10 protein-coding genes are annotated in these 13110 nt (G+C 55.0%); 7 read left to right on the top strand and 3 right to left on the bottom strand.

Annotation, left to right across the window (positions count from 1 at the left end; all coding sequences use genetic code 11):
• Positions 1-13 precede the first annotated feature (13 nt).
• A complete protein-coding gene (gene hcaR, locus IV04_RS14640) occupies positions 14-910 on the top strand; it encodes a DNA-binding transcriptional regulator HcaR (RefSeq protein ID WP_037394398.1) in 897 nt (298 codons plus the stop codon).
• Positions 911-931: 21 nt separating this feature from the next.
• Here hcaR and IV04_RS14635 read toward each other — a convergent pair whose 3' ends face one another.
• From IV04_RS14635 to IV04_RS14625, 3 genes are all read right to left on the bottom strand, one after another.
• Positions 932-2482: an Ig-like domain-containing protein gene (locus IV04_RS14635; RefSeq protein WP_231566224.1), complete on the bottom strand. Its 1551-nt coding sequence runs from the start codon at positions 2480-2482 to the stop codon at positions 932-934.
• Positions 2483-2621: 139 nt separating this feature from the next.
• Complete coding sequence (locus tag IV04_RS14630) at positions 2622-3296, bottom strand: ZirU family protein (protein WP_037394404.1); 675 nt, start codon at positions 3294-3296, stop codon at positions 2622-2624.
• 73 nt (positions 3297-3369) lie between these two features.
• Positions 3370-6060, bottom strand: coding sequence for a ZirU family protein (locus tag IV04_RS14625; protein ID WP_152562886.1), 2691 nt, complete (start codon positions 6058-6060; stop codon positions 3370-3372).
• A gap of 460 nt (positions 6061-6520) precedes the next feature.
• Between IV04_RS14625 and IV04_RS14620 the strand changes: the two genes are divergently transcribed.
• From IV04_RS14620 to IV04_RS14595, 6 genes are all read left to right on the top strand, one after another.
• The gene (locus IV04_RS14620; RefSeq protein ID WP_037394407.1) at positions 6521-7675 is read left to right on the top strand and encodes a mandelate racemase family protein; all 1155 of its coding nucleotides are present in this window, start codon (positions 6521-6523) and stop codon (positions 7673-7675) included.
• A gap of 54 nt (positions 7676-7729) precedes the next feature.
• On the top strand, positions 7730-9340 hold the full coding sequence (locus tag IV04_RS14615; protein ID WP_037394409.1) for an ABC transporter substrate-binding protein: 1611 nt from the start codon (positions 7730-7732) through the stop codon (positions 9338-9340).
• A gap of 123 nt (positions 9341-9463) precedes the next feature.
• Positions 9464-10504, top strand: coding sequence for an ABC transporter permease (locus IV04_RS14610; RefSeq protein ID WP_037394411.1), 1041 nt, complete (start codon positions 9464-9466; stop codon positions 10502-10504).
• Entirely contained in the window at positions 10501-11409 is a 909-nt protein-coding gene (locus IV04_RS14605; RefSeq protein ID WP_037394413.1) for an ABC transporter permease, read from the top strand. The genes IV04_RS14610 and IV04_RS14605 overlap by 4 nt, the downstream gene beginning before the upstream one ends.
• Positions 11381-12247: an ABC transporter ATP-binding protein gene (locus IV04_RS14600; RefSeq protein WP_037394416.1), complete on the top strand. Its 867-nt coding sequence runs from the start codon at positions 11381-11383 to the stop codon at positions 12245-12247. Before IV04_RS14605 ends, IV04_RS14600 begins: the two co-directional genes overlap by 29 nt.
• 26 nt (positions 12248-12273) lie before the next feature.
• On the top strand, positions 12274-13050 hold the full coding sequence (locus IV04_RS14595) for an ABC transporter ATP-binding protein (RefSeq protein ID WP_037394927.1): 777 nt from the start codon (positions 12274-12276) through the stop codon (positions 13048-13050).
• The last annotated feature ends 60 nt before the right edge of the window (positions 13051-13110 follow it).

Genomic DNA, 13110 nt, shown 5'->3' with positions numbered 1-13110 from the left:
GAGAGGAAAAAGCATGGAGTTAAGGCACTTACGGTATTTTGTCGCGGTAGCTGAGGAACTTAATTTCACGCGGGCAGCGGAAAAACTGCATACGTCACAGCCCTCACTGAGCAGCCAGATCAAAGATCTTGAGCACTGTATCGGCGTACCGTTATTGGCCAGAAATAACCGTCAGGTGTCACTGACCCGCGCTGGCGAAGTGTTTTTTCAACAGGCGACGCATATTCTCGCCCTCTCTGAACAGGCCAAACACCTGGCACGTAAAGCCATGGAGGAGCAGGTGCGGCTGACCATCGGTTTTGTTCCCTGCGCAGAGGTGAATATCCTGCCGGACGTTCTGCCCCCATTGCGTCAGCAGCTCCCTGCTGCCCATATCGAGTTGGTCAGTCTCATTACCACTCAGCAGGAAGAGAAATTGTTGAAAGGGGAAATTGATGTTGGCTTTATGCGGCGGCCCATTACCAGTAACCAGTTGAGTTATCGTGTGGTTTATCGTGAACCATTGATGGTGGTGATGCACGTCAACCACCCGTTAAGCCAGGAAACACAGCTCAGCCCGCAACATCTGCATGGCGAAAACTTTATCAGCACCGATCCGGCCCACTCGGGCGCGCTGTATCAGATGGTAGAAGCTTATCTGGCGCAAGCCCACAGCAAACCCAATACCGTGCAGGCCGCCACCAATATTCTGGTCACCATGAATCTGGTAGGAATGGGTCTGGGGATTTCTATCGTGCCGCGCTATGTCTGCCATTTTCAGTCGGCCAACGTAGTGTTCAGGCCGCTACCGGCCAATGCCCCGCAGATCGAATTATTGATGGTCTGGCACCAAAAGAATAACAACCCAGGTTTGGCTCACCTGCTCGATCTGGTGGCAGAGCAGCCCGCAGCCTTGGCCGAACCCACGTAGCTTTACGAATGCGCTGCCTGTTTAAAACGATCGCGAACAGGTGACATAGGTGGCGCCATCGAGCGGGAAGTCGAACAAGTTGCCATTGCCTAAATAAACGTAATGGCGGGCATTGCCCGCGCTGACCAGTTCAGCCGCCCAATAGTTACCCGAGAACCAACCGTCAGAGTAACGGCCCATAGGGCCCCATTCGTTCCACAAGCGGCCATCGGCATCGCGGTTAGCCCCGGTCTGGCTGGTTGGCGTTCTGTCGGTCATCTGGGCATAGCCCGGCACCGCATAGCCGCCGCCTTGAGAACTGCACCAGGCGGCAGCATTGCTGAACGTCATAAAGTTGAAACTATTATTTCTGAACCAGCGATTAACCGTGAACCGGTAGGTTAATGAAGTCCCATTGCTCTGATGTTCAGCCGTCACCGTGACGCTGTTATTGCCCGCGCTCGGTTCCTGATTGAATCTGACGTTGCCGTTGCCATCCACGCTAGCCCAGCTCTGATTGGTGCTCCAGTTGTAGTCGCTGTTGCCTGCCGGGGTTTCGCCAATCACCAGTTGGAACTCTGCACCGACAAATCCGGTTCTTGGGAATCCGTCATTAACCGAGAAAGAAGCGCCGTTGGCGATGACATGCGTCATTTGCAGCTCTTCAGAGAAATCAACGGCCACCGTAGAAGCAATGCCATTGCTGGCAGTGGCGGTAATCGCACTGCTGACCGGCGACTCGCTGGTGATCGCGACGGTAACCTCGCCTTCGCTGTCGGTTTGCGCACTGGTTTTACTCAGCGTCACGCCGTTTGTCGCAGTGAAAGTGATGGTTTCCCCCACCACACTATTGCCCTGGCTATCCTCTACGCTGACCAGCACATTGTTATCATCAACGCCATTCGCCAGCGCGTTATTCTGCGTCACTTCCGCATCAACAACGTAGGCCGGGCCTGCGACAAACAGTGTATCAATAGATTTTGAGTCATCATCAATGCGGGCGGTCACCTGCGTGGTTCCGGCGATCACGTTGCTCACGTAAGCGGTCGCCACACCGTCGATCCCCGTTTGCGCCGTGGCGGAAATGTTGCCCATATTGTCGGCATCAAACAGCACCGTGGCCCCCACGGCGGGTGTGCCATCCAGATATTGCACCGTCGCACGCACGGTATTCAGCGCCTGCCCATCGGCCACGACGCCCAACGGCGCTTCCACCCACGCCAGGCTGGCAATGGTTCGCTGCCACTTGATATTGATCGGCGTCGGTAGCTGAACCGGTAGCCCTTCGCTAGGGACAGTGATATTGGGATCGGTCTGCGGGGTGACGATCACATTCAGTTCGCTGCCCGCCAGAATATCGCTGAGATCCAGGGTATAGCTCGGCCCCGTCGCCCCGCTGATGGCGGCACCGTCTAACGTCCACTGATAGGTTGTTCCCTGCTCAGCATCGCCATCGACGTCGTTGAAAGCAGAGGTGACCGTAATAACGTCCCCAACCTGTGGTTGGGTATTATTGACCGATGGCGCGGCGCTCGGCGCGCGGCCATGAACTGGCGTGGTGGATTGCTGAACGGCCTGTACCGCCTGGCTCATAATGAGAATCAAAGCCAGTAATATCGCGCATAACAAAACCTTAAAGATACTTTCGCGGCGCAGCATTCAGCGTATCCATCATACCTGATTAGTGAAATAGGCAGGCTTGACACCCGATCAAGCCTGCCTGAACTGACTTTTATGGTGCGTTGCCAACCACAACCTGCACTCTCAGCCGCTGATCTGTCCGTACTGGTGTATAGGTATTGCTGGTTGCGCCACTGATGTCGCTGAAGGCATTGGTGCCGACACCCGTTTCGATCTGCCACTGGTAAGTCACATTGGTACAGGTTCCACCCGCACAAGTTGCGGTAGCGACCAGAGGTGTATCAACCTGTGGATAGCCGCCCACTTCACCAGTGACCGTCACGCCAGTGACGATACCACCCGCAATCACCGTCAGGGCATTTGAGGCCACGGCCAGCCCTTCTGCCGGATCGGTAATCGCCGGGTCGGTGTGCGGGGTGACCAGCACCGTGATGGTTTTGCCTAAATCACCGGCAACGATGGTGTAGGTATTACTGGTGGCGCCGGGAATATCTGCACCATCAGCCTGCCATTGATAAGTTTGCGGTATCGCGATGTCACCGTCTTCATCGCTGAACGTGCCGGGAGTACTGATACTCAAGGTATCCCCAATATCGATCAGCCCATTGCCGCTGGCATTGTCTGAAACGATGGTGCTTTGTGTCACCACCGGAGCTCGCCCTCTTACGGTAGAGGTTGGCGTGGACGTGACTGCCGCCCAGGCTGATCCTATGATCAGCATGCTGAGCACCATCCCCGATAGCAGAGAGCCTATTTTATGCTTCATCGTTTTCTTTCCTCTATCTGTACTCAAAATCAACGTTTGAATAACATTCCGGTACCGCTTGGAATAGCCAGAATTAATGCGAAACCACTCTAATAGCCCGTTTCTGTAAATCCCCTGTCACCGTCAATGTTTCTGAAGTCGCGCCAGGAATCGCGACAAATACCCCTGAACCCACCGCAGACTCCACTTCCCACTGGTAACTTATTGACACCCCGTTACATAAAGCAATTGAGCACATGGCAACTGCGACCAGCTTATCGCCAACGACCGGATGCTCAGTCAATTCAGCCCCGTTGTGGTAGATCAGTAATTTCTTGGGCGTCTCCGCCATAAAATAGATTTCAATCTGTTCTTCATGGCCAGCGGTGCTGGCAGTGACTCTGGTGATACCCGGATTGATATTCGCCAGTTGCGTCTTCACCACCCCTTCGGCATCCGTCATGCCGTCGGGAGAGATCACCGTCGCCCCGTTATCAGCATCGAACTCCACAGGCACATCATCAAGGGGGTTACCATGCAGGTCTGTCACCCGCGCTTGCACTTTGTTGGCAGCAATCCCGTCAGCTAGCGCCTCATCGTTAACGATGGTCAGGCCAATAGTCGCCGTGCTGTGATCGGCAATCAGCCTGACTTCGTGCGACGCCACCGCCATCGCTTCGCCATTCACCGTCGGGATGACCGTGACGCTGCCCGCCACCACCCCGCTGAGGGTCGCGCTATACACGCCGTTATTTTCCGTGACTGGGCTCAGGGTCACTTCCGGTTCACCCGTCACCTCAAAGGCCAGCTTTAACCCGGTAATCGGCTGATGGCGATCGTCCTTAGCGCTAAAGCTAAGGATGCTGGTCTGTATACCATCAGCAACAATCTCTGCTGGCTCAACGCTGAAAATGGAATTATCCAGATTCGGGGTATGGCTGCTTTCCGTTAAAATAACTTTAGCTGATGCCAGAGAGATATTTTGGATGGTTGGCACAATAATCACTTCACCATGAGTGAACCCTGCGGTTAACTGCGCGGTATAAATACCCGGTTCGGTTTCCGTTATCGCCCCCAACACAGGCTGGTTAACCGGCTGAGCTGCCGCCGCATCTGGCGTAAACTGCAAGTCTAGCGTCAGTTGATCGCCCACGCCCTTGACCGGCAGGTTGTTTGTATCTTTTAAATTGAGGGTGATCAGGCTCTCGGCCACGCCATCTGCCGGTATTTCAGCCGGTGCAACCTGTAAAGTAGAATGATATTGACTGACCACCTGTTGCGTGACCACGATCTGCGTCGTGCTGCGGTTTGAGGCATTCCCTTGGCTATCGTAAGCCACCGCCCCTAAGGTATAAATATTACTGCCCGCAGTATAAGGCGGCAGTTTTATCGAGATACTCTGCGCAGAGATTTGCTGCACCACGCCCCCCGCCGCCACTAACGCTGCAGTATCCCAATCGATTCTTTCAAGCCCGTATTTTGCCGTTACCTGCGCATCTATTTTGATGGTTTCAAACGCGCTGCCGCTCATCTGATCCGGTAATGCCAGTTGGATCAGATCCTGTTTCTGATACTCCAGCACAATATTGTTATTACGCTCCACCAGATCGTAACGGCTGCCAGCCAATGTACGGCTGGCGGCCACCGCCGAGGGATCGATTTGTGTCTGCCAGGGTTCCCCAAGGTGATAATTCAACTGGACGCTAATATTGGTGTCGTTTCTGCCACTTTTACCGGCGCGGTGCTCTGCCCCGATGGTGATCAAGGGAATCGGCGTGTAGTTAATCCCAGCGGTGAAGGCAAACGGATCCTTCTGCCTGTCGTCCTTGCCAAACAGCGCCACTTCATTGCCCCAATAATGTTCGTACACCAAATTACCGCCTAACTGTGGGTAAGCCGGTAAATAAGCGTCAACCCGCAGATCGTAACCGTTGGCTGGGCGCTCGTTGTAATCGGCAAAGTCGCGGGACTGATGCCAATTGGTCAGGCGCAGATAGCTGTTAGCCGATAACTTCAAATAATCCGTCCAGGCTTCGGCACCAAAACCAACGCGGTTGTTCTTGCCCGTCATATCACGATCAAAAAACGCGTTGGCCCCATACATCCAGTTCCCTTCCAAGGTGCGAATGCCTGCGCCGAGATTGACGGTATTACGGTTGTCTTTGTTGCGAACCCCAAACTGGCTGAAAAATAAGGATTGCCGATCGTCATACAGCGGCACCAGCATGTCGAATGAGCTGCCTTCAAGGCTGAGCTGGTCATTCAGGTTAAGCTGAACACGGGCCGTGCCAAACTGGCTCAGCCAGTGCTGCATGGAGTCGTTGGCCTCCCCCACCACCATTGAACGCGCCATACCGGCGGCGGCCTGTGGCGTGTTATCGTCAGCCAGCAGCGTCGCACCCTTTAACAGATTGTGGGCCAACCGTTCTTGATATTGAGGGGCCGGTGCCGCTTGAGCCTCTTCCTGGTGGTTTTTCAACGTTAGCGCCGCCGCGTGCGGAATATCAATTTCATCGCCGCTGCCCAATTGTTCGAAGGGTTTTGAAAATGCGCGAAACTGATTAATTTTTTTTAATTCCTCAACCGTAAGATGATATTTTTTCGCAATAAGAAAAACGGTTTCACCCGTTGCCAGAGTATAGGGTTCGGTTTCATGCGGCATAGCCGAAACCGTTTGCGCTGCAGGAGCCAACATTTTGGCTATTGCAGGATAAAAAGAGAGGCTCAACGGCAATAGCAGTTGTAAGGTTATATTGATCCACACCACTACAGATTTGCATGTCACCGTGGAAAACTCCTTCTGGATATCAGTTAGAGTAGACGCGCTTTATGCTTTTCTCAAACCATCGGTACGCGTAGCAGCAGGCCGAACTCAGAGTTTTATGTTTCAAAATCAATCAATTTATGCCGTGTGTGCTCGGGGCCTGCTTTAAGCATTTATCGTCGTTTTCAGTTAAGACTGCGTTGATATCCAGCATCAATACCGTCACCCAAGATGAGCCGCTACGCACGCCAAGCTCATTGTGATACGACTCACAGCCGCTTGTGCATCCGCCCAAGTGACAACCTTATTCTCGAAGCAATTTGCATTAATTTCCTAATGACTATTGGATGAACATCCTCAATAATTCAATAAAATGAAATATCATTTCCTTTTAAATGGAACATAATTTTATTAAATCGGGATAAATGACATTAATATAAGCAAGGTTTTGTACCAAAAATAATTCGAGGCTGGTAACACCATGAAAATAGAATCTATTAACGTCCAGGTATTCACCTATCCCACCCGTCGTGTTTCCGACAGCGCTGGGCATTCCCACCCGGGCCCGAAGTCACTGGCAAAAATGGCAATGCTGACCATCACCTGCGACGATGGCAGCGCGGGTTATGCGTTTGCGCCACCGGAGGTGATCCGCCCACATATCATCAACTCCTTTTTCCGTAAGGTGCTGATTGGGCAAAACCCGTTCGACCGCGAACGGTTGTGGAACGATCTGGTGCATTGGCAACGCGGCAGCGCCAATCAATTGACTGACCGCGCGCTGGCTATTGCCGAGCAGGCCATCTGGGATCTGCTGGGGCGTAAGCTGGATTTACCGGTGCATAAGCTGCTGGGGGGCTACCGCGAGAAAGTCCCGGCCTATGGCAGCACCATGTGTGGTGATGAGCTGAGCGGGGGCCTGTCAACGCCGGAGGAATATGGCCGCTTTGCCGAGCAACTGGTTGCACGCGGCTATAAAGCCATCAAGCTGCACACCTGGATGCCGCCAGTGTCTTTTTCACCTAGCCCGAAGATGGATGTCCGCGCCTGTGCCGCCGTCCGCGAGGCCGTGGGGCCGGATATCGCCCTGATGCTGGATGGCTACCACTGGTACAGCCGCAGCGACGCCCTTTACATCGGTCGCGAACTGCAAAAGCTCAATTTCGCCTGGTTTGAAGAGCCGATGGAGGAGCAAAGCATGGCTTCTTACGTCTGGCTGACGCAAAACCTGGATATCGACGTGATCGGGCCAGAAAGCCTGTCGGGCAAGTATTTCAGCCGCGCGGACTGGGTTAAAGCGGGTGCCTGCGACATCTTGCGTGCCGGTGTACAGGGCGTTGGCGGTATCACCCCTTGCCTGAAAGTGGCCCATCTGGCGGAATCCTTTGGCATGGATTGTGAGATCCACGGCAACGGTGCGCCGAATCTGGCCGTCGTGGGTGCCATCCGCAACTGCCGCTGGTACGAACGCGGTCTGCTGCATCCGTTCCTCGATTACGACGAGCCTGCGGCCTATCTCAACAGCCTCATTGACCCGATGGATGCAGAAGGTTTTGTGCATCTGCCGACACGGCCTGGATTGGGTGAGGATATCAACTTCGACTATATCGCGGCGCATCAGGTCGCACCGGAATAAGCCCCGTTTTCGATAACAATAACATCAGAGTCCTATCCCACTTGGAGATGGTCCATGAAAACAACATTGATATTACGTTCCCTCTGCCTTTCCCTACTGGTTGCCACGGCGAGCCCTGCCGTGGTCAACGCTAAAACCCCCAACGATCAGCTGATCGTTGGGATGAACATGAACAATCTGCTCTCACTCGATCCGGCGGCAATGACCGGTAACGACGCCGTCGGCATTATTGTTAACCTTTATGATTCACTGGTTGAGCTGGATCCCGTCAACCTGAGCCACGTGCTGCCCGGCGCAGCGAAAAGCTGGGAAATCAGCGAAGACGGCAAGCTGATCACTTTCCACTTGCAGGAGGGGGCGAAGTTTCACTCGGGTAACCCACTGACAGCCAGCGACTTTGCCTGGTCGATGAAGCGCCTGCTGAACCTGAATATGGCGCAGGCGACCACCTGGAAGTCGTACGGATTTACCGCCGACAACGTGGAGAAAATGATCAGGGCCACCGACCCACTGACCATTGAGATCGAACTGCCCAAGCCTACCGACCCCAAACTGGTGATCTACTCGCTGGCAACGCTGGGCAGCGGTTCGATCCTCGATCACGACACGGTGATGCAGCATGAAAAAAATGGTGACTGGGGCAACGGCTGGCTGACCACCAATGAGGCCGGTTCCGGGCCGTTCAAGCTGGATGTCTGGCAGGCGAAAGACGTGCTGCGCATGAGCCGCAACGACAGTTACTGGCGCGACGACGCCAAAATGAAGCGTGTGATCTTCCGCCATATGACCGAATCACAGGCGCTGCGCCTGATGATCGAAAAAGGCGATATCGATATCGCCACCGGTATGTCGGTGCCTGATATCAACGCGCTGAAGAACGATCCGCAGATCGTCATCGACGACGTGAGCAAAGGCACCATTTACTACGTGGCCATGAGCTTCAAAGAGCCGCATTTCGCCAATCCGAAAGTCCGTGAGGCGGTACGTTCCCTGATTGACTACGATGGCATCAACAAAACCATCATGCCCGGTTACGGCCTGTACCATCAGCGGCCAATCCAAAAGGGCATGAGCGCCACGTTGCCGGATCCTGGTTACAAGCTGGATGTCGCCTACGCCAAGAAGCTGCTGGCAGAAGCGGGCTACCCTGACGGCTTTACCACCACCCTGCGCGTGCTGGCCGATCCGCCATTTATCAATATCGCCACCTCCGTGCAGTCCACGCTGGCTCAGGCCGGTATCAATGCCAAGATCATGTCAGGCACCGGTAACCAGGTTTACGGTGCCATGCGCGATCGTCAGTTCGATATGCTGGTTGGGCGCGGCGGTGGCGGTGTCGATCCCCATCCACACTCCAGCCTGCGCTCGATTGCCTATAACCCGGATAACAGCGATGCGGCCAAACTGACCAACTTCCAGGGCTGGCGCACCTCATTCTACGATAAACAGCTGAATGAAATGATCGACCAGGCGCTGGTTGAAAAAGATCAGCAGAAACAGCAGCAGTTATATATCGCGGTGCAAAACCGTTATGACGCTCTGTACCCTGCTATTTTACCGATTTCTCAGATGGTGGATTCCGTGGTCGTGCGTAAAGATATTATCGACTATATTCCACACCCATCTTCCACCACGCATTTACGTGGCGTGTATAAGCAGCGTTAATTTATTTACCCAAGAGCAATGTTAATTACATTATCTTTGCCTACGACTCACATCTGATTAAAACGGAAAATAATGCCTGACGGATTTGGGCATTATTATTCCGCATCATGTTGAGAGGAAAACATGAATTACTCTGATTGGTTACAACCCAATGGCTTATTACGCCGCCTGAGTAAGCGCTTATTACAGGTAGTCGTTACGCTATTTGGTTTATTAATACTGACTTTTATTATAGGCCGGGTAATGCCTATCGATCCGGTCCTGGCGATTGTTGGGCAGGATGCAGATCAAAGTACCTATCAACAGGTTTACCAACAATTGGGGCTGGATAAACCCCTCTGGACACAGTTCTTTATTTATCTGCATTCGCTGCTGCAGGGGGATTTAGGCAATGCGTTGCTGACTGGCCGCCCGGTGGTGGACGACATCATCCGCGTCTTCCCCGCCACAGTCGAGCTGGCCACCATGGCGATCCTTGTGGGGGCTGGTCTTGGGATCCCTTTAGGCGTGATGGCGGCAGCGCGCCGTGGCAAGCTCGCAGACTATATCGTGCGCTTTATCAGCCTGGCGGGTTATTCCACCCCGATCTTCTGGGTCGGGATGATGGGGTTACTGGTGTTTTATGCCTGGTTGAATCTGGTGGGCGGCGCTGGACGGGTCGACATGGCTTACGATGGCCTGGTGGATAACCGCACCGGCCTGCTGCTGATCGATTCCGCGCTGGCGGGTGAATGGGAGGTGTTCCGCAGTGCTCTTAATCACCTGGTGCTGCCCGCCACGATCCTCGGTTTCCATTCGCTGGCTTATATCAGCCGTATGACGCGCAGCTTTATGCTGGCGCAACTGTCACAAGAGTACATCATCACCGCCAGAGTGAAAGGGCTGTCGGAGTTTCGCGTACTCTGGTCGCACGCTTTCCGCAATATTCTGGTGCAACTACTGACGGTGGTGGCCTTGGCCTATGGCTCACTGCTGGAAGGGGCGGTGCTGATCGAAACCGTGTTCTCCTGGCCGGGCTTCGGTTCCTATCTGACCGGCAGTCTGCTGCTTGGCGACATGAATGCGGTGATGGGCTGCGTGCTGTTGGTTGGGCTGATTTTCGTCACGCTCAACCTGATCTCCGACATGCTGTATCAATTCTTCGATCCGAGGACCAATGCATGAATATCTCCTCTGAACCGACACTGCAACTGCGCCAACCGGGCGCAGCCAGCGGCAAGCTGAGGCTTTTCCTGCGTGGCGTGCTGGATTTTCTGCTGCTGATGCTGAAGAACCCGCTCACCGCCATCGGCGCGGCGATTGTCTTTCTGTTAATCCTGGTCGCGCTATTTGCCCCATGGCTGGCGACCCACGATCCGCTGGCGCAAGATCTGGCGAATGCCCTGCAAGCACCGGGAGCCGCTCACTGGTTCGGCACCGACGAGTTTGGCCGCGATCAGTTCAGCCGCTTGGTGTATGGCTCGCGGATCACGCTGTATATCGTGGCGCTGGTTTCGGTGACCGTTGGCCCTATCGGCCTGATGCTTGGCGTGGTGGCCGGTTACTTTGGCGGCAAAGTGGATACGGTGCTGATGCGCGTTACCGATATCTTTATCTCCTTCCCCAGTTTGGTGCTGGCATTGGCCTTCGTTGCCGCCTTGGGCCCAGGGTTGGAGCATGTGGTGATTGCGATCACCCTGACCGCCTGGCCGCCGATTGCGCGTTTGGCGCGGGCGGAAACCCTCTCGCTGCGCAACGCGGATTTTATCTCGGCGGTAAAACTGCAAGGTGCTTCCCCACTGCGCATCCTGTTGCGCCATATCGTGCCGCTCTGTCTGCCGTCGGTGATCATCCGTATCACCATGAATATGGCCGGGATCATCCTCACCGCCGCCGGTCTGGGCTTCCTCGGTCTGGGCGCACAGCCGCCTGACCCGGAATGGGGCGCGATGATCTCCAGCGGACGGCGCTACATGATGGAGTGCTGGTGGTTGGTGACCATTCCTGGGCTGGCAATCTTATTGAACAGCCTGGCATTCAACTTTTTAGGAGATGGCTTACGTGACATCCTCGATCCTAGAACTGAATAAACCTGCCCCGTTACTGGAGGTGGAAGATCTGCGCGTCAGCTTTTTCAACGGCACGCGGGTAACGGATGCGGTGCGTGGGGTCTCGTTTACCCTGGGTAAAGAGAAGCTGGCGATTGTCGGGGAATCGGGTTCCGGCAAATCCACCGTCGGGCGGGCGCTGCTGCGCTTGCACCCGGGCAGCGCGCGCATTACCGCCAAAACACTGCGCTTCGCCGATACCAACCTGCTGGAGGTGAGCGAAGCCACCATGCGCCAGGTGCGCGGCAAGCGCATGTCGATGATTATGCAGGACCCGAAGTATTCGCTGAACCCGGTGGTCTGCGTCGGCGATCAGATCGCCGAAGCCTATCTGGCACACCATAAGGTGTCGCGCGCCGAAGCGAAAGAGCGGGTAATGACCATGCTCAACGTGGTGCGCATCCGCCAGCCCGAGCGGGTGTACGGGCTGTATCCCCATGAAGTCTCCGGCGGCCAGGGGCAGCGCATTATGATCGCGATGATGCTGATCACCGGGCCGGAACTGGTGATCGCCGATGAACCGACTTCTGCGCTGGATGTCTCGGTACGCTTGCAGGTGCTGGCCATGCTCGACGATCTGGTGGAGGAACGCGGCCTGGGGCTGATATTTATCAGCCACGATATCAATCTGGTACGCAGCTTCTGCGATCGGGTACTGGTGATGTACGCCGGTCGGGTGGTGGAATCGATCGCGGCCTGCGATCTGGATAACGCTCAACATCCTTACACCCGGGGGCTGCTCAATGCGCTGCCGGATATTGCCCATCGCCGGGCCACGCTGCCGGTGATGGTGCGCGATCCCGCTTGGCTCGATGGTTAAGGAGCAAACCTATGTCAGTTGCAACCATGATTGAAGTGAAGAACCTGAATCTGAAATTTGGTGAAGGGAGCCAGCAGAACCAAGTGTTGTTCGACGTTAACCTGGCGGTGAACAGCGGTGAGATTTTTGGTCTGGTCGGCGAGTCCGGCTCTGGTAAAACCACGGTGTTGAAGTGCCTTGCCGGGCTGTTTAACCACTGGACGGGTGAATTAGCTATCGACAGCCATCCTTTACAACACCGGATAGAGCGCCAGCGCTGCCGCAACGTACAGATGGTGTTTCAGGATCCCTACGGTTCGCTGCACCCACGCCACCGGGTGGAGTCGATTCTGGAGGAACCGCTGGCGATTCATGGCTTCAGCGATCGCCACCAGCGCATCGATAGCATTCTGGAAAAGGTCGGGCTGAGCACGGCGTTCCGTACCCGCTACCCGCACCAGTTGTCCGGTGGCCAACGCCAACGCGTGGCGATTGCCCGCGCGCTGATCCTCGAACCGCAGGTGCTGCTGTTGGATGAACCGACCTCGGCGTTGGACGTTTCGGTACAGGCGGAAATCCTTAACCTGCTGGCGGAATTGCAGCAACGGGAGAAGCTGACCTATCTGATGGTGACGCATGATTTGGGGGTGATCGCCCATCTGTGCCATCGAGTGGCGGTGATGCAATATGGGCGTATTCTAGAAACCCTGGCTACCAGCGACTTAACTACCCAGACACCAAAAACCGCCTATACCCAGATGCTGGTCGACGCCAGCCGCAGCTACAGCCGCGATCTGGCACAAGAGGCGGCCCTGATGCAGTAGCGCGTAGCTTCTTCTTCGAACGTCCACTGAAACGTTTGCTGACTGAGGAAAAACGTACCT

It is taken from the genome of Serratia sp. Ag1, from assembly GCF_000743355.1.
Lineage (GTDB): Bacteria > Pseudomonadota > Gammaproteobacteria > Enterobacterales > Enterobacteriaceae > Chania.
This window is presented reverse-complemented; position numbering and strand designations above follow the sequence as displayed.